Origin of the sequence: Micrococcus sp. SL257 (assembly GCF_026625585.1) — a bacterium.
Taxonomy (GTDB): domain Bacteria; phylum Actinomycetota; class Actinomycetes; order Actinomycetales; family Micrococcaceae; genus Micrococcus; species Micrococcus luteus.
This window is the reverse complement of the sequence record NZ_CP113053.1, coordinates 999,330-1,020,716: the sequence shown is the minus strand read 5'-3', so window position 1 is coordinate 1,020,716 and position 21,387 is coordinate 999,330. Positions and strand designations below refer to the sequence as shown.

Below are 21,387 nucleotides of genomic sequence, written 5' to 3'. Positions count from 1 at the left end.
GACGCGTCGCGGGCCCGGCCGCTGTGTGGCGGCCGGGCCCGGCAGGAGAGGTCTCGGTGGCCTCAGCGGCGGATCACTCCACCGTGACGGACTTGGCGAGGTTGCGCGGCTGGTCCACGTCGTAGCCCTTCGCCGTGGCGAGCTCGAGGGCGAAGATCTGCAGCGGGACCGTGGTCAGCAGCGGCATGAGCATCGGCTGGGTCTCGGGGACCTCGAAGACGACCTCGGCCTGGCCGCGCACGGCCGCGTCGCCGCGCTCGGCGACGGCGAAGGTGCGGGCGCCGCGGGCGCGGACCTCCTGGATGTTCGAGACCACCTTGGCGTGCAGCGAGTGACGGTCCAGGGGCGAGGGCATGACCACGAAGACCGGCTGGCCGTCGTCGATCAGGGCGATCGGGCCGTGCTTGAGCTCGCCCGCGGCGAAGCCCTCGGCGTGGATGTACGCGAGCTCCTTGAGCTTGAGCGCGCCCTCCATGGCCACCGGGTAGCCGACGTTGCGGCCGAGGAACAGGACGGAGGTGGCGTCGGCCATCGAGCGGGCGAGCTCCTTGACCTGGTCCTTGGCGGCGAGGATCTCCTCGATCTTGTCGGGGATCGCCCCGAGGTCCGCCAGGATGTCCTTGATCTGGCCGCTGAACAGCTTCTTGTTCAGCTGGGCCAGGTACAGGCCCAGCAGATAGGCGGCGGTGATCTGCGCCAGGAACGCCTTGGTGGAGGCGACGGCGATCTCGGGGCCGGCGTGCGTGTAGAGCACGGCGTCCGACTCGCGCGGGATCGTGGAGCCGTTGGTGTTGCAGATGGACACGGTGCGGGCGCCCTGCTCCTTGGCGTAGCGGACCGCCATGAGGGTGTCCATGGTCTCGCCGGACTGGGAGATGGACACCACGAGGGTGTGCGGGTCGATGATCGGGTCGCGGTAGCGGAACTCGTGGGAGAGCTCCACCTCCACGGGGATCCGGCACCAGTGCTCGATGGCGTACTTGGCCACCGTGCCCGCGTAGGCGGACGTGCCGCACGCCAGGACGATGATCTTGTCGACGGCCTTGAGCTCCTCGGGGTCGATCCGCAGCTCGTCCAACATCAGGGCGCCGGCGGCGTCCGTGCGGCCCAGCAGGGTGTCCTGCACGGCCTGGGGCTGGTCGTGGATCTCCTTCTCCATGAAGGTCTCGAAGCCGCCCTTCTCCGCGGCCGAGGCGTCCCAGTCCACGGTGAAGCGCTTGCCCTCGGCGGGGCCGCCCCGGAAGTCCGAGATCTCGACGGCGTCGGCCGTGATCGTCACGACCTGGTCCTGCTCGAGCTCGATGGCCTCGCGGGTGAAGTCGATGAAGCCGGAGACGTCCGAGCCCAGGAAGTTCTCCCCCTCGCCCAGGCCGACGACGAGCGGCGAGTTGCGGCGCGAGGCCACCACGCGGTCGGGGTGGTCCACGTGCACGGCCAGCAGGGTGAAGGCACCCTCGAGGCGCTGGGAGGCCAGCTGCATGGCGCGGGTCAGGTCCTGGCCGGCCGCGTGCCGGTAGACGTCGGCGAGGAGGTGGGCGGCCACCTCGGTGTCCGTCTCGGAGAGGAACTCGACGCCCTTGGCGAGCAGCTCCTCGCGCAGCTCGGCGTAGTTCTCGATGATGCCGTTGTGGATGAGCGCCAGCCGGCCCTCGTCCGCCACATGCGGGTGGGCGTTGCGGTCGGTGGGGCCGCCGTGGGTGGCCCACCGGGTGTGGCCGATCCCGACGAGGCCGGTGGGGATGGGGTGCTCGGCGAGCTCCTCGGCGAGGTTGGCGAGCTTGCCCGCCTTCTTCCGGTGGTACAGCTGACCGCCGTCCACCACGGCCACACCGGCGGAGTCGTATCCGCGGTATTCAAGACGACGCAGGCCCTCCATCAGGACGTCGAGAGCGCCGTGCTCACGATCCGACTGGGGCTGGCCGATGTATCCGACGATTCCGCACATGCGCACGAGAATACCGGGCCGGACCCGACTTCGGCGCACGGCGGGCCGGGTCACTCCGTCCGGGACGAGAACCCCGCGGGGTTGGCCTCCTGCCAGGCCCAGAGGTCCCGCACCATCGCGGTCACATCGCGTCGGGCGTGCCAGCCCACCTCGGCGCCGATCGCGTCCACGGCGGCGCACGACTCGGCGATGTCCCCGGGCCGGCGCTCGACCACGCGGTAGGGGATGCGGCCGCCCGTGACCGCCTCGAAGGCGCGCACCATCTCGAACACGGTGACGCCCTCACCCCGGCCGATGTTCCAGACCCGGGTCGTCGTACCGCCCCCGGTCGCCACCCGGGCCGCGAGCCATTCGAGCCCGGCCACGTGCGCCTCCGCGAGGTCCATCACGTGGATGAAGTCGCGCACGGCGCTGCCGTCGCGCGTGTCGAAGTCCGCGCCGAACACCCGCAGCTCGGGGTACGCGCCGGAGGCCACCCGCGCCACGAAGGGCATGAGGTTCGCCGGCACCCCGCTCGGGTCCTCGCCCAGCCGCCCGGAGGGATGCGCGCCGACCGGGTTGAAGTAGCGCAGCATCGCCAGCCCGCCGCCGTCGATCATGGCGCAGACGTCGCGCAGCACCTGCTCCGCCATGAGCTTGGAGTGCCCGTAGGGCGAGACCGGGTCTGTGGCGGCGTCCTCGGCGACCGGCACCGGCGCGCGGTCGCCGTACACGGTCGCGGAGGAGGAGAACAGGACCGTGCGGGCGCCGGCCGCGAGCGCGGCCTCGGCGACGGCGGCCGTGCCGCCCACGTTCACGTCGTAGTAGGCGGCGGGGCGGGTCATCGACTCGGTGGGCGACTTCAGCCCGGCGAAGTGCACGAGTGCGGCCGGGCCGAAGTCCGCGAGCGCCCCGCGGTAGTCCTCGGGGCGGCGGATGTCGGCCACGTGCAGGCGCAGCCGCGACCCGCCCAGACGCGTCCCGGCGAGCTCGGCGACGCGCTCGAGCGCCGTCGTCGTCGCCGTGACCAGGCTGTCCAGGACGAGGACGTCGTGGCCCGCCTCGAGCAGCGTGAGCACGGTGTGGGATCCGAGGTATCCGGCACCGCCGGTCACGAGAACGCGCATGGGCCGATCCTATCCGGGCCCTGTGACGTCACGCGGGGGCCCGCTCCGGGCGGGCCGCGGCCATAATGGATCGGGTGACCTACACCCCCCCGACCTCCGAGCTGCCCCTCGTGGGCCCCGAGGAGCCCGCGGACGCCGTGCCCGACGGCCACCAGCGCTCCCCCTTCGTGGAGCTGGACCGCCAGACCTGGGCCCGTCTCGCCTCGGAGATGGCGCAGCCCTTCGACCAGGCGGACGTGGAGCGTCTGCGCGGCCTCGGCGAGCATCTGTCCCTGCGCGAGGTTGCCGAGGTCTACCTTCCGCTCTCGCGCCTGCTGAGCATCAACGTGGAGGCCTCCGCGGCCCTGCGCAGCGCGACCAACGCGTTCCTCGGCGAGCGGACGGGGCGCACCCCGTACGTGATCGGGGTGGCCGGGTCGGTCGCCGTCGGCAAGTCGACGACGGCGCGTGTGCTCCAGGAGATGCTGCGCCGCTGGCCGACGACGCCGCGCGTCGAGCTGGTCACCACGGACGGCTTCCTGCACCCCAACGCGGTGCTGCACGAGCGCGGCATCCTGTCCCGCAAGGGCTTCCCCGAGTCCTACGACCGCCGCGCGCTGCTGCGCTTCATGGCGGACGTCAAGTCCGGGGCGCAGGAGGTGCGCGCGCCCGTGTACTCGCACATCACCTACGACATCGTGCCGGGCGAGGAACAGGTGGTGCACCGTCCCGACGTGCTGATCGTGGAGGGACTCAACGTGCTGGCCCCGCCGCGCACCCGGGCCGACGGCACCGCCGGGCTCTCCGTCTCCGACTTCTTCGACTTCTCGGTGTACGTGGACGCGCGCGCGTCCTGGATCCGGTCCTGGTACATCGACCGGTTCATGGGTCTGCGCTCGGGGGCCTTCGCCGACCCGCGCAGCTACTTCCACCGGTACTCCTCCCTGTCGGACGCCGAGGCTCAGGCGACGGCCGAGTCCATCTGGGACTCCATCAACGGCCCGAACCTCGAGCAGAACGTGCGCCCGACCCGCGGGCGCGCCCGGCTGGTGCTCACGAAGAACGCGCAACACGAGGTGACCCGCGTGCTGCTGAGGAAGGTCTGATCCATGCGTCGCACCCTCCCTCTCGCCGCGCTGGCCGCGCTCGCGCTGCTCGTGGCCGGTTGCGGCACGCCCGCCGCGGGCCCGTCCTCGGCGACGCCGGCTTCCGGCTCCGCGAGCGCGGCCGCGTCGTCCCGCGCCGCCTCGAGCACGGCGCCGTCGTCGAGCACGCACGCCGACCCGGCCGCCCTCGACGTCGTCGTGAACAAGACCCGCCCCGTGGCTCCGCCCGACTGGGCGCCCTCGGATCTGGTGGCCGTGCCCGGCAGCGAGCTGTCCCTGCGGGCGGAGGCCGCGACGGCGGCCGGTGACCTGCTGGATGCCGCCGCGGCGGCGGGCCACCGCCTCACCACCCTGAGCGCCTACCGCTCGTACGACTACCAGGTCCGGACGTACGGCCACTGGGTCGACGAGCTGGGCCGCGCCGAGGCCGACCGCGTCTCGGCGCGTCCGGGGTACTCCGAGCACCAGACCGGCCTGGCCTGGGACGTGGGCGACGCCGCGACCCCCGCGTGTGACCTGGAAGCGTGCTTCGGCGACACCGCCGCGGGCCGCTGGGTGGCCGCGCACGCCGCCGAGCACGGGTTCGTCATCCGCTACCCCGGCGGGGCCGAGGACGTGACGGGCTTCGCCCACGAGCCCTGGCACCTGCGCTATGTCGGGTCCGCGGAGGCGGCCCGGGTCGAGGCGGTCGGCGGCGTCCTCGAGACCGCATGGGGCCTGCCTCCGGCGCCGGACTACGCGGACTGAGACGCACGGCTCGCTCGACGCTGTACCGCGCCGCCTTCGTCACACGTAGGATTCTCGCCATGCTCCAGGGATTCAAAGACTTCATCATGAAGGGCAACGTCCTCGACCTCGCCGTCGCCGTCATCATCGGCGCCGCCTTCGGCAAGATCGTGAACGCGCTCGTCGAGGCGGTCCTCATGCCGCTCATCGCCGCCGCCGTGGGCTCGCCGAACTTCGACTCGTTCGCCGTGCTGACGGTCAACGGCAACGACGTGAAGTTCGGTGTGCTGCTCACCGCCATCGTCAACTTCCTGCTCATCGCCGCGGCCGTGTACTTCGCCATCGTGATGCCGATGAACAAGATGGTCGAGGCCCGCAACCGCCGCCTCGGCATCGACCCCGCCGAGGAGGAGGTGCCCGCCGACGTCGCCGTGCTCACCGAGATCCGCGACCTGCTCGCCGAGCGCCGCGGCGGCCCCACCTCCGGGACCACCGCCCTCTGATCTCCCCCTGTCCGACGCCGAAGGGCCCGGGACGACTCACGCGAGTCGCCCCGGGCCCTTCCTTCATGCCCTCGGCGGCACCGGGGCCGTGCCCTCAGGGCCGCGACGTCGTCCGGTCCGCGCTGGACCCGGCGTCCGGGGCGACCTCCGAGTCCTGCCGGTCCGGATCCAGGCACGGCAACCACTCCACGGGGGCGCTCTGCCGCGCACACACGGGCGCGTCCACGGCGAGGAACGCGGCCGACCACAGGACCGCCAGCCCCGCGAGCAGCCCCGCGAACAGGGTCCAGCGGCGGGGCCGGGGGGCCGCGTCCGACGTCATCGGTCCGGTCAGTCGTGCAGGCGCAGCTCGCGCTGCACGACGTCGGCCAGCACCTGGGCCTCCCGGCCGGCGGTCTCCTCGTCCGGGGCCTCGACCATGACGCGCACGACCGGCTCCGTGCCCGACGGGCGCAGCAGCACGCGGCCGGTCTCGCCGAGGCGGGCCTCCGCCTCGGCCACCGCCGCCTGGACGGCCTCGTCCTCGGCGGCGCGGGACTTGTCCACGCCGCGCACGTTCACGAGGACCTGGGGCAGCCGGTCCATCACCGCGGCCAGCTCGGAGAGCGGGGTGCCGGTCTCGGCGACGCGCGAGGCGAGCTGCAGGCCGGTGAGGACCCCGTCGCCGGTGGTGGCGTGGTCCGAGAAGATCACGTGGCCGGACTGCTCGCCGCCGAGCGAGTAGTCGCCGAGCTTCATGCCGGCCAGGACGTAGCGGTCGCCCACCTGGGTCTCGACGAGCTGGACGCCCTCCCGGCCCATGGCCAGCTTCAGGCCCAGGTTGGACATGACGGTCACGACCAGGGTGTCGTCGCGCAGGACGCCGCGGTCCTTGAGTGCCACGGCCATGACGCCCATGATCTGGTCGCCGTCGACGACCTCGCCGCGCTCGTCCACGGCGAGGCACCGGTCGGCGTCGCCGTCGTGCGCGATGCCGAGGTCCGCGCCGTGCTCGCGCACGGCCGCCTGGAGCTTCTCGAGGTGGGTGGAGCCGTAGCCGTCGTTGATGTTGAGCCCGTCCGGGGACGCGCCGATCACGACGACCTCCGCGCCGGCGGCGCGGAACGCCTCGGGCGAGCAGCCGGCGGCCGCGCCGTGTGCGCAGTCCAGGACGACCTTGAGCCCGTCCAGCCGGTGCGGGAGGGTCTGCAGGAGGTGGAGGACGTAGCGGTCCTCGGCATCCGCGAAGACGCGCACGCGGCCCACGTCCGCGCCCTGGGGCCGTCGCGGCGTCACGCCCTCGAGGTGGCGGATGATCTCGTCCTCCTGCGCGTCGGTCAGCTTCTCGCCGCCGCGCGCGAGGAACTTGATGCCGTTGTCCGGGGCCGGGTTGTGGGAGGCGGAGATCATCACACCGAAGTCGGCGTCCAGGTCCCCCACGAGATAGGCGGCGGCGGGGGTCGGCAGCACACCCGCATCCCACACGTCCACGCCGGAGGACGCCAGGCCCGCCTGCACGGCGGCCGCGATGAACTCACCGCTGATGCGCGGGTCCCGGGCCACGACGGCGACCGGGCGTCGGCCGGCGTCGAAGGCCTCCGCGCCGAGGACGGGCGAGGCGGCCTGGGCCAGCTGGACGGACAACTCCACGGTGAGGGTCTCGTTGGCCAGGCCACGGACGCCATCGGTTCCGAACAATCTCGACATGATCAGTCAGTGTAGGGGCCGCCCCTGCGGCCTGCATCACGGGAGGGTCACGAAACGGGCCGGGGGGCGGTAGCATCGGACCGGTCGAGCCCCCGCGGCCGCGCCCGTCCGCTCACATCCGCCCGGGAGGCCCCGCCCCGAACCCGAAGGACCTCGATCCATGCCCGACGTGACCCCGCCCCCGCTCCCCCATTCCTGGACGCGCCGCAGCGTGCTGGGCGGCACGGGCCTGGCGATCGCTGCCGGCGTGGCCGGCTGCGGGCGTGATGAGCAGGCCGAGCAGAGCTCGGAGGGCGACGAGCAGGCCACCCGCCTGCCCGCCCCGGACATCATCACCACCGCGCAGTGGGGCGCCATGCAGCCCAACTACTACCTGCAGACCCTGAACGAGCGCCCCTCCTACCTGGTGATCCACCACACCACCACGCCGAACGTCACGGACGGCTCCCGGGAGGCGGCGGAGAGCATCGCGCAGGTGGTCCAGAACGCGCACATGAGCCCCGCGAACGACTGGGGCGACACCGGGCAGCACTTCACCGTCTCCCGCGGCGGCTTCGCGATGGAGGGCCGCCACGGCTCCCGGCACGCGCTCGAGGGCGGACAGACGTTCATGCTCGGCGTCCACGCGCTCGGGTTCAACGCGTATGCGCTCGGCATCGAGTGCGAGGGGCTGTACATGCTGAACCCGCCGCCGCAGAGCCTCTACGCCGGCCTGGTGCCGCTCGTCGCCTACATCTGCCAGCAGTACGAGCTGCCGCCGTCCCGCATCATCGGCCACCGCGACGTCACCGCCACCAGCTGCTGCGGCGACGCGTTCTACGCCAAGCTGCCGATCCTGCGCGAGGACGTCCGCCTCTCCCTGGCCTCGGGCGAGTACCACGTCTCGGAGGGCTTCGGGGCGGACAACCTCTTCGACGACGCACACGTCACCCCGGAGTACGTGGAGGAGGAGCGCGGCTGAACCCGCCCCCGCTCCCCACGACGGCGCCCCTCACCGGACGGTGAGGGGCGCCGTCGTGCGCGGCCCGGTCAGCGCACGCGCGGGAACGATCCGCCGGAGACCTCGCCGTACTCGGCCAGCTCGTTGGCCGGGCCGCAGATCTGCGGGTCGGGGCGGTGGACGATGCGCTCGTCCTTGTCCGGGTGTCAAGGGCCATTGAGTTCTGCCCATAGGCGGCCAGTGTTTCTTCCCGCTGGTGGCCATCAGAACTGCCCACTGGTGGCCAGCTGGTTTGCCCGTTTGGGTGGTGGTGCTGGCCACCGTGATGGGATCAGTTCAGTGGCATGACTCCCTTCCCGGCCATTGCCTGGGTCATCCGTACGGAGTCTCCGGTGGTCTGGCACACGTGGGCGTGGTGCAGGAGCCGGTCCACGGTGGCGGTGGCCAGGGTCTTGGGCATCAGCTCGTCGAAGCCGGCCGGGTGCAGGTTCGAGCTGATCGCTACGGAGCGTTTCTCGTAGGCGGCGTCCACGATGCGGTAGAGGCCCTCGGCGGCATCGTCGGCGACCGGCAGCAGGCCGATGTCGTCGATGACGATCAGGTCGGCGCGCAGGATTCGGGCGACGGCTTTGGTGATGGTGTCATCGGGCCGGTGGGCCCGGATCATCGCCCCGAGGTCCTCCAGGGTGAACCAGGCCACCCGCTTGCCCTCCTCCACGGCCTGCTGGCCCAGGGCCTCGAGGAAGAAGGTCTTGCCGGTGCCGGAGGGCCCGCAGACCACGAGGTTCTCTCTGCGCGAGAGCCATTCCAGGGTGCGCAGGGACTGCTGGGTCGGGGCCGGGATCGAGGAGGCGCCCGGATCCCAGGTCGTGAAGGTCTTGCCGGTGGGGAACCCGGCGGCCTTGCGCCGGGCGGCGAGCATGGATCGGGCCCGACCGGTGGTCTCCTCGACCAGCAGGGCCTTGAGGACCTCGGCCGGCTCCCAGCGTTGGGCCCGGGCGGTGGCCAGTACCTCGGCGGCGATACCGCGGGCGTGGGGCATCTTCAGCTGCCGCAACAGCGCCTCCAAATCGGCCGGCAGCGCCGGTGCGGCGGTGTTCGGGGTGTGGATGCTCACCGGGCTGCCCCCTCGGTGTTGGAGGTACCGAGGCCGGCCCAGCCGGCGGTGCCCTGGGTCAGGGACCGTTCCTCGGTGGCGGTGTGCATCCCGGTGCGGTGGCCGGCGGCGGTGAGCAGGGAGGCCAGGTCGCCGTGGGCGAAGCGCTGGTGCACCGCGGCCACCCCGAGGGCGCGGTCGACCTGGTCGGTGCCGGCGAGCTTGGCCAGGGTGACGGCCTCGGCCATCTTCTGACCGATCCGGCTGGTGCCGGCCGCGGCGGCCTCCACCAGCCAGGTCCTCGCTCCGGCCCCGATGGCCAGGAACTCGGCCTCCGCCGCCGAACGGGGCACCGGGGTGTAGTCCCCGGGCACCTTGTCCGTCTCGTGGCCGGGGAAGTGCGCGTCGTCGATGGCCGGGGACCCGGGCCGGGCCACCCGGTGCCGGGCGACCTCCACCGGCCCCTGCGCACCGGCGTGCATGATCACCACCATCGAGTCCGGTCCGGTGCCGTGATGGCGCACGAACACCTCGGCCCCGAGCAGGTGCGCGGGCACCGAGTACTGGGCGTTTTCGAAGGAGACCATCGGCGTGTTCTCCGGCACCTTCCGTCCCACCCCGTAGGCCACGGTGTGCGCCGTGGCGGGGATCCGATGCAACGCGCTGGTCTCCTCGGCGAGCATGTGGTCCGGGCGGCGCCGGGTCACCCGGTGCTCCCGGGAGTTCACCATGGCCATGAACCCCGCGCAGGCGGCCTCGAGCTCAGCGAACGAGGCGTACTGGTCCCGCAGGTTGGTGTCCTTCGGGACCAGGTCGGCCTTGGCCAGCTTCACCGCGTTCTCCACCCCGCCCTTGGCGGCCGGATCCGCTGGCTGGCAGGTCAGCACCTCCACGCCGTAATGCCGAGCGAACGCCACGGTGGCCTGGTTACGCACCGGCACCCCGGCCACATGAGAGACCGTCACTGTCTTCTCGTTATCCGTCAGCACATAGGTCGGCGCGCCCCCGATCAGCCGGAAGCACCGGTCCAGGGCGGCGAACACACTCGGAGCCGTCCTATCACGCAGGGCGATGACGATCCGGTAGCGGGACCAGGCCAGCCAGGCCACGAACAGCACCGTCTTGGCCCCGTCGATCGCCGGCCCATCGCCGAAGTCGTACTGCAGCCATGCGCCCGGCTCGGTGATCCAGGGCCGGTGCACCCGGCGCTTCCCGGCCCGCCAGGCGGCCTTCACCTCGGCCACCGCCCGCCGGGTGGAGCGCTCAGAGCCGGTGTAGCCCATTGCGGTGAGCTTGGCGTGCACGACATCGGCGCGGATCCTGCCCGTGGAGGCCTCGACCCATTCCTCGATCTTGGGCAGCCAGACATCGGTGACCTTCGGGCGGCTGGCTCCGGATCCAGGGGTCTGGCCGGCGTCGCGGGCCCGCACCAGCCGGGCCACGGTGTGATGGGAGCAACCGGCCAGCTCGGCGGCGCCCCGCAATGACTTGGTCAGGTCATAGGCACTGAGTATTTTCATGGTTTCTGCGGCATCCTTCATTCAGGGCCTCTTCCTCGCTGGATTCGATTCGACACCGATATCCAACCCGGGGAGGAGGCCCCCGCCGGCTCACGACGCGGCGGGCAACGAGCAACGCGGGCAAACCAGATGGCCAGCACCGGGCAGTTCCCGTGGCCATCACTGGGCAGTCCTCATGGCCGTCAGCGGGTCATTCCCTGGCCACCTATGGGCAGCTTTTCATGGCCGCTTACATCCGGGTAGGGCAGCGTGTGCAGCACATGGCGGATGGCCTCGAGGCGGGCGCGCTTCTTGTCGTTCGACTTCACGACGGTCCACGGGGCGTCGGCCGTGTGCGTGTAGAAGAACATGGCCTCCTTCGCGTTCGTGTAGTCGTCCCACTTGTCCAGGGAGGCCAGGTCGGTGGGCGAGAGCTTCCAGCGACGCACGGGGTCGGTCTCCCGCGCGGCGAAGCGGTTGAGCTGCTCGCGCTGGGACACGGAGAACCAGAACTTGATGATGTGCACGCCGGAGTTGACGAGCATGCGCTCCAGCTCAGGGGTCTCGCGCATGAACTCGAGGTGCTGGATGTAGCACTGGAAGTACCACTGCGAGGCCTCCTCCTCCGTGGGCTTCTCCAGGGCCACGGTCCGGGCACCGCGGGGGTTGAGGTGCTCGTTGAAGCGCTTGATGGCGCCGCCCTTGCCGGCGGCGTCGCGGCCCTCGAAGATGATCAGGACCTTCTGGCCGGTCTCCTTGACCCAGAGCTGCATCTTCAGCAGCTCGATCTGCAGCTCACGCTTGCGTCGTTCGTAGCTCTTGCGGCTGAGCTTGGTCTTGTACGGGTAGCCCTCACGCCAGGCCTGCGGGTCCGGGGTGGGGGTCTTCTTCTCCCCGCCGAGCTTGCGGCCCAGCTCCCGGATCTCGTCCACCTCGGCGGCGTAGTCACGGGTCACGGCGAAGGGGGCCTGCGCGGCGTGCTCCGTGCCGTGCTCGCCACGGGTGCGGGGGTCGGGCGTGGGACTCGTGTTCTCGGCCACGGCGGCTCCCGAGGGTGTCTCCGATCGGACCGCGCACCGGACGGGCGAGCGGCCCGTCATGGCGTCGTCGCCATGCGCCTTCATATTACCCCTGGGTCAGGTGCCGCCGGCCCACGGAGACGGCGGACGCCCCGCCCCGCTCGTGAGGAGCGGGACGGGGCGTCGGCGGGGGCACGGTGGGGACACCGTACGGCGCAGGATCAGCGCTTCGAGAACTGCGAGGCCTTGCGGGCCTTCTTGAGGCCGGCCTTCTTGCGCTCGATGACGCGGGCGTCGCGGGTCAGGAAGCCGGCCTTCTTGAGCGCCGGGCGGTTGTGCTCGCGGTCGATCTCGTTGAGGGCGCGGGAGATGCCCAGGCGCAGCGCACCGGCCTGGCCGGAGGGGCCGCCGCCGTGGATGCGGGCGATCACGTCGTAGGCGCCGGTCAGCTCCAGCAGCGTGAAGGGGTCGGAGACCTCCTGCTGGTGCAGCTTGTTCGGGAAGTAGTTCTCCAGGGCGCGGCCGTTGATGGTCCACTGGCCGGAGCCGGGGACGAGGCGCACGCGGGCCACGGCCTCCTTGCGGCGGCCGACGGCGGAGCCGGGCACGGTCAGGGCCGGGCGCTCGGAGGCGGCGGGGGCCTCGGCGGTGGCGGTGGACTCAGAGGTGTAGCTCGTCAGCTCCACGTCGTCGTTCTCGTTGATGCTCATGGTTCTCCTCAGGGAAGGTCTGCGTCAGTGGCCCGCCGGGGTCACTGGGCGACCTGGCCGATCTCGAAGGTCTGGGGCTGCTGGGCGGTGTGCGGGTGCTCGGCGCCCTTGTACACCTTCAGCTTGGAGAGCTGCTGGGCGGCCAGCGAGTTCTTCGGGAGCATGCCCTTGACGGCCTTCTCCACGGCGCGGACCGGGTTGGTCTCGAGCAGCTCGGCGTAGGACTGCGACTTCAGGCCGCCCGGGTAGCCCGAGTGGCGGTAGGCGCGCTTCTTCTCGAGCTTGGCACCGGTGAGGGCGACCTTCTCGGCGTTCACGATGATGACGTAGTCGCCCATGTCCATGTGGGGGGCGAACGTCGGCTTGTGCTTGCCGCGCAGGAGGGCGGCGGTGTGGGAGGCCAGGCGGCCGAGGACGACGTCGGTGGCATCGATGATGTGCCACTGACGGTCGGCGTCGCCAGGCTTGGGAGAGTACGTACGCACGTTGTCTGCCTTCAGGGTCGGTGGTGGTCCACAGCACCTGCCCGCCGGGTCGTGATTCCGGCGCGCTCGCGCTGTCAGTTCTCCGTGCGCGCCGGTCCCCCAGGTGAGGGCTGGAAGGCGTCCGGGCCCGATGCCCCGGGGGTGCGGCGCGAGCTGAAGGCCATGCAACTGAGCCACTCGCGGCACGACGCATCCGGGTGCGGGCATGCGCAACGTCCACCCATCCTACCGAACGCGGGCCCCGGAGCCAAAAGCCGCCACCGCGGGCCACCCCGGCTCACAGGGTCCGCTTCGCCCGGGTGCCCTCGGCGCGCCGGTGCAGCTCCTCCGCCTCGTCGGGATAGCCGACGGCGAGCAGCGTCAGCCCCCCGGGCGGGGCGAGGCGCACCTCGGAGTCGCGGGCAGGCCTCGCCACCCGGTGAGCGAGCCAGCCGGGCTCGCGTGCCCGCTCCCCCACCTGGAGCAGCGCCCCGACGATCGCCCGGACCATGTTGTGGCAGAACGCGTCGGCCCGGATCCGGACGCGCACGACGCCGTCCTCATCGCGTCGCACCTCCAGGTGCTGGACCTCGCGGATGGTCGTGGCGCCCGCGCGGGGCCGGCAGAAGGACAGGAAGTCGTGCAGTCCGAGGACGGCGTCGGCCTCCAGCGCCATGAGGCGATCGTCCAGGGCGGCGCCGTGCCAGTGGGTGAAGCCCCGCGTGCGCGGATCACGCGCGGCGGGTGCGTCGTCGATCCGGTACTCGTACTCGCGCCACAGCGCGCTGAACCGCGCGTCGAAGCCCGCGGGGGCCCGCCGCGCCCCGTGCACGACGACGGCCCCGCCCCACCCGGAGAGCACCCCGCCGAGGCGTCGGGTGAGGGAGGTGGCCGGCTCCAGGCCGGGCCGGCCGCGGGTCAGGCCCGCCCACTCCGTCTCGGTCAGGTCGAGGTGGACGACCTGGCCGCGCGCGTGCACCCCCGCGTCGGTGCGGCCGGCGACCACCGTGCGCACGGGCCGGCGCAGGATCCGCTCGAGCCCGTCCTCCAGCGCACCCTGGACCGAGTCGAGACCGGGCTGGCGGGCCCAGCCGTGGAAGGTGCCGCCGTCGTAGGCCAGGTCCAGGCGGACTCGCACGGACGCGGGTTCCCCGGGCGCCGACGGGGCGTCCGGGCGGTGCTGCTCGCTCATGCTGCTCCTCTCAGCGGGGCGGGGCCGGGGACGGCGAAGGGCCGCCCACCGAGTGGTGGACGGCCCTTCGCCGATGCGTCGTCACGGGGACGGACGCGGACTCCCGCGATGGCGTCAGGCCATCTTCTGGGCGGCCTCGCCACCGGCGGGCTCGAAGCCCGCGGCCTTGGCCTCCTCGACGGTGGAGAACCAGACCTCGGCGGTGGTCTGGTCATACCAGCGCGAGCCGGGGACGTGGTACTTCTTCGAGCTGGCGTTGCCCTTGATGGTGGCCTCGGCCGGAGCCGAGCCGTCCTCGGTGGTGGGCACGGCGCCGTCGATCTCGGCGGCGGTCTCCTGCGACTCGGCCACGGTGACCTCCTCGGTGGCGGCCGGGTCGACGGCCTCCACCGGGGTGGACTCGGCCGGGGCGGCCGGCGCGGACGCGGCGGCCTGCTCGGCCTCACGCACCACGGCCTGCTTGCCGGAGATCGGGTCCATGATCAGCTCGATCACGGCCATGGGCGCGTTGTCGCCATGGCGGTTGCCGATCTTGGTGATGCGGGTGTAGCCGCCGTTGCGCTCGGCCATCGCGGGGCCGATCACGGTGAACAGCTCGTGCACGACCGCCTTGTTGGTGCGGTTCTTGGCGGCGATGAGACCCTGCACCTTGCGGCGGGCCGGCAGATCGCCCTTCTTGGCGAAGGTGATCAGGCGCTCGGCGTAGGGGCGCAGGCGCTTGGCGCGGGTGAGCGTCGTGGTGATCGACTTGTGCTCGAACAGCTGGGCGGACATGTTCGCCAGCATGATGCGCTCGTGGGCCGGGCTGCCGCCCAGACGCGGACCCTTGGTGGGGGTAGGCATGGTGTTTCTCCTCGGGTGGGACCCTTCAGCCGGCTGCGGCGTCGGGTCGAAGATGTCAGGTGGTGCGGAATCGGCTCAGTAGTCCGAGAACGGGTCGTCGTCCATCTGGCGCGCGTGCGCCTGCGGGTCGTAGCCGGCCGGCGAGTCCTTGAGGGACAGGCCCAGCTCCTGGAGCTTCTCCTTGACCTCGTCGATGGACTTCGCGCCGAAGTTGCGGATGTCCATCAGGTCGGCCTCGGAACGGCCCACGAGCTCGCCCACGGTGTGGATGCCCTCGCGCTTGAGGCAGTTGTACGAGCGCACGGTGAGCTCGAGCTCCTCGATCGGCTGGGCCAGGTCGGCGGAGCCCTCGACGACCTCGGGCTCGTCACCCAGGTCGATGCCCTCGGCCTCGACGTTGAGCGAGCGGGCCAGGCCGAACAGCTCGACCAGGGTGGAGCCGGCAGAGGCCACCGCGTCACGCGGCAGCATGTTCTCCTTGGTCTCCACGTCCAGGATCAGACGGTCGAAGTCGGTGCGCTGCTCCACACGGGTGGCCTCGACCTTGAAGGTCACCTTGAGGACCGGGGAGTAGATGGAGTCGACCGGGATACGGCCGATCTCCGCGTCCGCGGACTTGTTCTGGGCGGCGGTCACGTAGCCGCGACCGCGCTCGATGGTCAGCTCCATGTCGAACTTGCCCTTCGCGTTCAGGGTCGCGATGTGCAGGTCCGGGTTGTGGATCTCGACGCCGGCCGGCGCGGTGATGTCCGCGGCGGTGACGACGCCGGCCCCCTGCTTGCGCAGGTAGGCCACCACGGGCTCGTCGTTCTCCGAGGAGACGGAGAGCTTCTTGATGTTGAGGATGATCTCGGTGACATCCTCCTTGACTCCGTTGACGGTGCTGAACTCGTGCAGCACGCCGTCCACGCGGATGCTGGTCACGGCAGCACCGGGGATCGACGAGAGCAGAGTGCGGCGCAGGGAGTTGCCGAGGGTGTAGCCGAAGCCGGGCTCCAGGGGCTCGATGACGAACCGGGAACGACGGTCGGAGACGACCTCTTCGGTCAGCGTGGGGCGCTGTGCAATGAGCACGGACATTTCCTTTCGGCGAGCGTCCGCCATATGACGCACGCGGTGGGTGGAAACGAGGACGGGGTGGGGGCAGGTCCGCAGACCTGTCCGCGTCCGCCCCGGGCGGGGGCGGACGCGGACACAGCGCTCAGGTCAGACGCGGCGGCGCTTCGCCGGGCGAGCGCCGTTGTGGGCCATGGGGGTGACGTCCTGGATGGACCCCACCTCGAGGCCGGCGGCCTGCAGGGAGCGGATGGCGGTCTCGCGGCCCGAGCCCGGACCCTTCACGAAGACGTCCACCTTCTTCATGCCGTGCTCCTGCGCACGCTTGGCGGCCTGCTCGGCGGCCATCTGCGCGGCGTACGGGGTCGACTTGCGCGACCCCTTGAAGCCGACCTCGCCGGACGAGGCCCAGGAGATGACGGCACCCGTGGTGTCCGTGATGGACACGATGGTGTTGTTGAACGTGCTCTTGATGTGGGCCTGGCCCACGGTGATGTTCTTGTTGGCCTTGCGACGCGGCTTGCGGGCAGCCGATGCGCGAGTCTTGGGGGGCATGTGATTCTCCTCCGGGAAAGCTGCTGGTGCTGATGCTGCGGGCGGGGCGTCCGGACGTGGACGCGGTCACCGCCGGTGCAGGATCACTTCTTCTTGCCGGCGACCGTCTTCTTGGGGCCCTTGCGGGTACGGGCGTTGGTCTTCGTGCGCTGGCCGCGCACCGGCAGGCCGCGGCGGTGGCGCAGGCCCTCGTAGGAGCCGATCTCCACCTTGCGACGGATGTCGGCGGCCACCTCGCGGCGGAGGTCGCCCTCCACCTTGTAGCTGCCCTCGATGTGGTCGCGCAGCTGCACCAGCTGCTCGTCGGAGAGGTCCTTCACGCGGATGTTCGGGTCGATGCCCGTGGCCGCGAGGGTCTCCTCAGCGCGGGTCTTGCCCACACCGTAGATGTACGTGAGTGCGATGATCACGCGCTTCTCGCGCGGAATGTCAACGCCTGCAAGACGAGCCATGTGGCCGTCCTCCTGTTCTTCTGCAGCAGGGGTCTGCACCAGGGACGTCCCGCACGACGCGGCACTGGGCCTCGCGGACCCGTCGTCGCGGCGCCGGGGAAGATCCGGCGTGCTCCGCGGCGGGCGTCCGCCGTCGTCGGTCTCCGGCCCCTGCGGCCGGAGGTGGGGGCCCTCCCCTCACGGGGTGGACCGCTGTCCCTGCTGTTCGGCCCGATGGCCGGTGGGTGGTGTGGTCAACGCGACGGCGTCGCTCCCCGGGCTCCCGGGGAGGCGATCAGCCCTGGCGCTGCTTGTGGCGCGGGTTCGAGCAGATCACCAGCACGCGGCCCTTACGGCGCACGACCTGGCACTTGTCACAAATCCGCTTCACGCTCGGCTGAACCTTCACGGCTCTTCCTCCTGCGCTCGCTTGGACGGGGGTTCTTACTTGTATCGGTACACGATCCGACCCCGGTTGAGGTCGTACGGGCTAAGCTCCACCACGACGCGATCCTCGGGGAGGATGCGGATGTAGTGCTGACGCATCTTTCCGGAGATCGTGGCGAGCACGACGTGCTCGTTCTGCAGACGGACCCGGAACATCGCGTTCGGCAATGCCTCCGACACCGTGCCCTCGACCTCGATGACACCTTCCTTCTTAGCCATGTCCTCCACAATCGTCATGCCCCGGGCACGGCCGCGGAGGGCCGGATGACGGGGCGGGAACGGGTCTGCCCGCGGGCGCACACGAGTGCGCGCACACGAACAACGTTCGATGATACCGCATTCTCGGTCTGAGAACCAGCACAGACGACGACGGCCGCCCGGTCCGCCGGACGGGCGGGACGGACGGCCGACAGCTCGGGCCGCTCACTCCCCCGGCGGGACCGGGACCACGCCGAACCGGGCGAGCTCGGAGGCGCCGCCGTCGGGCGCGGTGAGCACCCACACACCGCCGTCGTGCCGGCAGACCGAGTGCTCCCACTGGCTGGCGCGGGCGCCGTCGAGGGTCACCACGGTCCAGTCGTCCGCGAGCACCTTCGTGTCGATGGAGCCGCGCACCAGCATCGGCTCGATGGCGAGCGCCAGACCGGGGCGGATCTTGGGCCCCCGGTGGCCGGTGCGGTAGTTGAACACGTCCGGCGGCAGGTGCATGGCCGAGCCGATGCCGTGCCCCACGTACTCCTCGAGGATGCCGAGCTCCTCGCCCGGCTGCGCGGAGACGAAGTCGTCGATGGCGTCCCCGATGTCCCCGACGTGGGTGGCGGAGGCGAAGGCCGCGATGCCGACCCAGAGTGCCTCCCGCGTGATCGCCGAGAGGCGCTCGTCGGCCGGGTCCGCGGTGCCGGCCGCGGAGGAGCCCAGGATCACCGTGCGGGCCGAGTCGGCGTGCCAGCCGTCCACGATCGCGCCCCCGTCGACCTTCAGCACGTCGCCGGTCTGCAGGACCCGGTCCCCGGGGATGCCGTGCACGACCTCGTCGTTGACCGAGGTGCAGATCGAGGCCGGGAAGTCGTAGTAGCCCAGGAAGTTGGAGGTCGCACCGCGCTCGGCCAGCACGCCCGCGAACACGGCGTCCAGTTCCGCGGTGGTGACGCCCGGCGCGGCCGCGGTCAGCGTGGCGTCCAGGGCCTCGGACAGGACCACCCCCGCGCGCTGCATGGCCTGCAGCTGGGGGGCGGTCTTGAGCTCGAGCGAGCGGCGGCCGATCACGGGGTCAGGACTCCGCGCCCGGCTGGATCACGGGCAGGGAGCCCGTGGCTGCGCGCACGGAGTACACGGCCTGCAGCAGGCGCTCGGTGACGTCGTCGATCTGCCCGGTGCCGTCCACGCGGGCGACGATGCCGCGCTCCACGTACTCCTGGATGACGGACTCGGTCTCGCGGTGGTACAGGTCCAGGCGGTGCTCGATGACCTCCTGGGTGTCGTCCGCGCGGCCCTCGATCTCGGCACGCTTGAGCAGACGCTCCACGAGCTCCTCGTCGGGCACCTCCAGCTCGACGACGGCGGACAGCGACTGGCCGGACTCGGCGAGCATGGCGTCCAGCGCCTCGACCTGGCCCTTCGTGCGCGGGTAGCCGTCCAGCAGGAAGCCGTGCTCCGCGTCGGCCTGGGCGATGCGGTCCGCGACCATGCGGTTCGTGACCTCATCGGGGACGAAGTCGCCGTTGTCGATGTACTTCTTGGCCTCGACGCCGAGCGGCGTCATCGACTTCACGTTGTGGCGGAAGATGTCACCGGTGGAGATCGGGACGATCCCCATCTTGTCGGCGATCCGGGTGGCCTGGGTGCCCTTGCCGGAACCGGGAGGGCCCATGAGCAGCATGCGGGTCATCGTGTGTTCCTCACTGTCGATACGGACGGCGTTGCGGGATCGGGTCGGGGCTCAGCGCAGCAGGCCCTCGTAGTGGCGCTGCTCCATCTGTGCGCTGACCTGCTTCACGGTCTGGAGGCCGACGCCCACCATGATGAGGATGGACGTGCCGCCGAGCGGGAAGTTCTGGCTGGTGCCGATCACCGCGAAGGCGATCAGCGGGATCATGGCCACGATACCGAGGTAGAGGGCGCCCACGAGCGTGATGCGGCTGATGACGTACTGCAGGTAACGCTCGGTGGGCCGGCCGGCGCGGACGCCGGGGATGAAGCCGCCGTAGCGCTTCATGTTGTCCGAGATCTCCACCGGGTTGAACGTGATGGACACGTAGAAGTACGTGAAGCCGATGATGAGCAGGAAGTACAGGGCCATGTACACCGGGTGGTCGCCGGGGCCGAAGTACCGGCTCAGCCACGTGATCCACGGGGCCGGCGCACTGCCGTCCTGCGGCGTGTTGAACTGGATGAGGATGCTCGGGAGCATCAGCACGGAGGAGGCGAAGATGACCGGGATGACGTTGGCCATGTTCACCTTGACCGGGATGTAGGTGCTCGACCCGCCCACGGTCCGCGAGCCGATCTGCCGCTTGGCGTACTGGACCGGGATCCGGCGCTGCGACTCCTCCACGAAGACGATGGCCAGCATGGTGAGCAGGCCGATCCCCATGACGATCGCGAACACGCGCCAGCCCTGCGTCTGGACCACCTGGCCGAGGCCGGCCGGGAAGCCCGCCGCGATGGAGGTGAAGATCAGCAGGGACATGCCGTTGCCCACGCCGTTCTCGGTGATCCGCTCGCCGAACCACATGACGATGAGACAGCCGGTGGTCAGGGCGATGACCACGAGCAGCACCGTGAGGATGGAGCCGTCGCGCAGCAGCGGCAGGCTGCATCCGAGCAGGGCCCCGGTGCGGGCCAGCGAGGCCATCGTGGTCGCCTGCAGCAGGGCGAGGGCGAGGGTCAGGTAGCGGGTGTACTGCGTCAGCGTCGCCTGGCCCTGCGGGCCCTCCTGGTGGAGCTGCTCGAAGCGCGGGATCACCACGCGCAGCAGCTGCACGATGATCGACGCCGTGATGTAGGGCATGATGCCGAGCGCGAAGACGGACACCTGCAGGAGCGCCCCGCCCGAGAACATGTTCACGAAGGAGTACAGGCCGCCCTGGGCGTTGCCCGCCGCGAGACACTGCTGCACCGCCGGGTAGTCCACCCCGGGGGCCGGTACGAAGGCGCCCATCCGGTAGACGGCGATGAGCGCGAGCGTGAAGGCGATCTTCCGCAACAGGTCAGGCGTCCGGACGATCCGGGCGATGGCCTTGAGCACGAGTCCTCCTGCGGTGGTCCTGTGGGGCGCGCGCCGGCCGCGGGGCGGGGCACGAGACGGCGGCCACACCGGGGCGGCCGCTGTGCGAGTCTACACGGACGGACCGAGGGCCCTGGTCCGGAGCGGCTGCTCCGGGCCAGGGCCCTCGGTGGATGGGTCGGCGTGTCAGAGGGTCTCGGTGGACCCGCCGGCGGCCTGGATCTTCTCCACGGCGGACGAGGAGAAGGCGTTCGCCTTCACCTGCACGGCCGAGGTGATCTCCCCCGTGCCCAGCACCTTCACGGGCTGACCGCGACGGACGAGGCCCTTGGACACGAGCGCGTCCACGGTGACCTCACCGCCCTCGGGGAAGTGCGCGGAGAGCTTGTCCAGGTTCACGACCTGGTACTCCGTGCGGAACGGGTTCTTGAAGCCGCGGAGCTTCGGCAGACGCATCTGCAGGGGCAGCTGGCCGCCCTCGAAGCCCGCACGGACCTGGTAACGGGCCTTGGTGCCCTTGGTGCCGCGACCGGCGGTCTTGCCCTTCGACGCCTCACCGCGACCCACACGGGTCTTGGCGGTCTTGGCACCGGGGGCCGGACGCAGGTCGTGGACCTTGATGGCGTCGTTGTCAGCCATTGTTGACCTCCTCCACGGACACCAGGTGCGGCACGGTGTTGACCATGCCGACCGTCACCGCGTCGGCCTTGCGGGTGACCTGGTGGCCGATCCGCTTCAGGCCCAGCGAGCGCAGGGTGTCCCGATGGTTCTGCTTGGAGCCCGTGACGCCGCGGGTCTGGGTGATGACCAGGGTGGCGTCCGAGGGCTGGATGTTCTTGCGAGTGGGCTCAAACACGG

General features: G+C 71.1%; 25 protein-coding genes. 4 read left to right on the top strand and 21 right to left on the bottom strand.

Annotated features, from left to right (window positions below):
• Positions 1-73: 73 nt before the first annotated feature.
• Together glmS and galE are read right to left on the bottom strand one after the other, a co-directional pair.
• A complete protein-coding gene (glmS, locus tag OVA32_RS04855; RefSeq protein ID WP_063190073.1) occupies positions 74-1,945 on the bottom strand; it encodes a glutamine--fructose-6-phosphate transaminase (isomerizing) in 1,872 nt (623 codons plus the stop codon).
• Between the two features lie 50 nt (positions 1,946-1,995).
• Positions 1,996-3,051, bottom strand: coding sequence for a UDP-glucose 4-epimerase GalE (gene galE, locus OVA32_RS04850; RefSeq protein WP_144825608.1), 1,056 nt, complete (start codon positions 3,049-3,051; stop codon positions 1,996-1,998).
• A gap of 74 nt (positions 3,052-3,125) precedes the next feature.
• Here galE and coaA point away from each other — a divergent pair, with 74 nt between their 5' ends.
• From coaA to mscL, 3 genes are read left to right on the top strand one after another with little or no spacing between them, the layout of a single operon-like run.
• Complete coding sequence (gene coaA / locus OVA32_RS04845; protein WP_036383009.1) at positions 3,126-4,136, top strand: type I pantothenate kinase; 1,011 nt, start codon at positions 3,126-3,128, stop codon at positions 4,134-4,136.
• Positions 4,137-4,139: 3 nt separating this feature from the next.
• Entirely contained in the window at positions 4,140-4,883 is a 744-nt protein-coding gene (locus tag OVA32_RS04840) for a M15 family metallopeptidase (RefSeq protein ID WP_186313104.1), read from the top strand.
• A 59-nt stretch (positions 4,884-4,942) separates the two neighbouring features.
• Positions 4,943-5,365, top strand: coding sequence for a large conductance mechanosensitive channel protein MscL (mscL, locus tag OVA32_RS04835; RefSeq protein ID WP_063190071.1), 423 nt, complete (start codon positions 4,943-4,945; stop codon positions 5,363-5,365).
• Positions 5,366-5,459: 94 nt separating this feature from the next.
• On the opposite strand, the gene OVA32_RS04830 is transcribed toward mscL, so the two are convergent.
• Positions 5,460-5,687, bottom strand: a complete 228-nt coding sequence (locus tag OVA32_RS04830; RefSeq protein ID WP_010080407.1) for a hypothetical protein — start codon at positions 5,685-5,687, stop codon at positions 5,460-5,462.
• Positions 5,688-5,695: 8 nt separating this feature from the next.
• Entirely contained in the window at positions 5,696-7,051 is a 1,356-nt protein-coding gene (glmM, locus tag OVA32_RS04825; protein WP_029248315.1) for a phosphoglucosamine mutase, read from the bottom strand.
• A gap of 160 nt (positions 7,052-7,211) precedes the next feature.
• Here glmM and OVA32_RS04820 point away from each other — a divergent pair, with 160 nt between their 5' ends.
• Positions 7,212-8,012, top strand: a complete 801-nt coding sequence (locus OVA32_RS04820; protein WP_044659421.1) for a peptidoglycan recognition family protein — start codon at positions 7,212-7,214, stop codon at positions 8,010-8,012.
• Between the two features lie 310 nt (positions 8,013-8,322).
• Here the strand turns inward: OVA32_RS04820 and istB are convergent, their stop codons facing one another.
• The 17 genes from istB to rpmD all read right to left on the bottom strand — a co-directional run bounded on the left by istB (position 8,323) and on the right by rpmD (position 21,385).
• Positions 8,323-9,108, bottom strand: a complete 786-nt coding sequence (gene istB, locus OVA32_RS04815; RefSeq protein ID WP_010078636.1) for an IS21-like element helper ATPase IstB — start codon at positions 9,106-9,108, stop codon at positions 8,323-8,325.
• On the bottom strand, positions 9,105-10,628 hold the full coding sequence (locus OVA32_RS04810; protein ID WP_031943827.1) for an IS21-like element ISMlu14 family transposase: 1,524 nt from the start codon (positions 10,626-10,628) through the stop codon (positions 9,105-9,107). Before OVA32_RS04810 ends, istB begins: the two co-directional genes overlap by 4 nt.
• A 161-nt stretch (positions 10,629-10,789) precedes the next feature.
• A complete protein-coding gene (locus tag OVA32_RS04805; RefSeq protein WP_267715588.1) occupies positions 10,790-11,626 on the bottom strand; it encodes a polyphosphate kinase 2 in 837 nt (278 codons plus the stop codon).
• A gap of 200 nt (positions 11,627-11,826) precedes the next feature.
• A complete protein-coding gene (gene rpsI, locus OVA32_RS04800) occupies positions 11,827-12,315 on the bottom strand; it encodes a 30S ribosomal protein S9 (RefSeq protein WP_036381561.1) in 489 nt (162 codons plus the stop codon).
• A gap of 41 nt (positions 12,316-12,356) precedes the next feature.
• On the bottom strand, positions 12,357-12,800 hold the full coding sequence (rplM, locus tag OVA32_RS04795; RefSeq protein WP_036337972.1) for a 50S ribosomal protein L13: 444 nt from the start codon (positions 12,798-12,800) through the stop codon (positions 12,357-12,359).
• Between the two features lie 277 nt (positions 12,801-13,077).
• The gene (truA, locus tag OVA32_RS04790) at positions 13,078-13,971 is read right to left on the bottom strand and encodes a tRNA pseudouridine(38-40) synthase TruA (protein WP_100057081.1); all 894 of its coding nucleotides are present in this window, start codon (positions 13,969-13,971) and stop codon (positions 13,078-13,080) included.
• 114 nt (positions 13,972-14,085) lie between these two features.
• Complete coding sequence (rplQ, locus tag OVA32_RS04785) at positions 14,086-14,814, bottom strand: 50S ribosomal protein L17 (protein ID WP_078025925.1); 729 nt, start codon at positions 14,812-14,814, stop codon at positions 14,086-14,088.
• Positions 14,815-14,889: 75 nt separating this feature from the next.
• On the bottom strand, positions 14,890-15,888 hold the full coding sequence (locus tag OVA32_RS04780) for a DNA-directed RNA polymerase subunit alpha (RefSeq protein WP_044659560.1): 999 nt from the start codon (positions 15,886-15,888) through the stop codon (positions 14,890-14,892).
• A 132-nt stretch (positions 15,889-16,020) separates the two neighbouring features.
• Entirely contained in the window at positions 16,021-16,425 is a 405-nt protein-coding gene (gene rpsK / locus OVA32_RS04775; RefSeq protein ID WP_002857513.1) for a 30S ribosomal protein S11, read from the bottom strand.
• 83 nt (positions 16,426-16,508) lie between these two features.
• Complete coding sequence (gene rpsM, locus OVA32_RS04770) at positions 16,509-16,877, bottom strand: 30S ribosomal protein S13 (RefSeq protein ID WP_017487821.1); 369 nt, start codon at positions 16,875-16,877, stop codon at positions 16,509-16,511.
• 274 nt (positions 16,878-17,151) lie between these two features.
• Positions 17,152-17,265, bottom strand: a complete 114-nt coding sequence (rpmJ, locus tag OVA32_RS04765; RefSeq protein WP_002857509.1) for a 50S ribosomal protein L36 — start codon at positions 17,263-17,265, stop codon at positions 17,152-17,154.
• 35 nt (positions 17,266-17,300) lie between these two features.
• Entirely contained in the window at positions 17,301-17,522 is a 222-nt protein-coding gene (gene infA / locus OVA32_RS04760; protein WP_010080397.1) for a translation initiation factor IF-1, read from the bottom strand.
• 204 nt (positions 17,523-17,726) lie between these two features.
• Positions 17,727-18,569, bottom strand: a complete 843-nt coding sequence (map, locus tag OVA32_RS04755; RefSeq protein ID WP_036317782.1) for a type I methionyl aminopeptidase — start codon at positions 18,567-18,569, stop codon at positions 17,727-17,729.
• A gap of 4 nt (positions 18,570-18,573) precedes the next feature.
• A complete protein-coding gene (locus tag OVA32_RS04750) occupies positions 18,574-19,191 on the bottom strand; it encodes an adenylate kinase (protein ID WP_036381548.1) in 618 nt (205 codons plus the stop codon).
• Positions 19,192-19,242: 51 nt separating this feature from the next.
• Positions 19,243-20,550: a preprotein translocase subunit SecY gene (secY, locus tag OVA32_RS04745; RefSeq protein ID WP_036317778.1), complete on the bottom strand. Its 1,308-nt coding sequence runs from the start codon at positions 20,548-20,550 to the stop codon at positions 19,243-19,245.
• Between the two features lie 165 nt (positions 20,551-20,715).
• A complete protein-coding gene (rplO, locus tag OVA32_RS04740; RefSeq protein WP_036317776.1) occupies positions 20,716-21,168 on the bottom strand; it encodes a 50S ribosomal protein L15 in 453 nt (150 codons plus the stop codon).
• Positions 21,161-21,385 carry a 50S ribosomal protein L30 gene (gene rpmD, locus OVA32_RS04735; RefSeq protein WP_002857502.1) on the bottom strand — a complete coding sequence of 75 codons (225 nt, stop codon included), beginning with the start codon at positions 21,383-21,385 and terminating at the stop codon, positions 21,161-21,163. The genes rplO and rpmD overlap by 8 nt, the downstream gene beginning before the upstream one ends.
• Positions 21,386-21,387 lie beyond the last annotated feature (2 nt).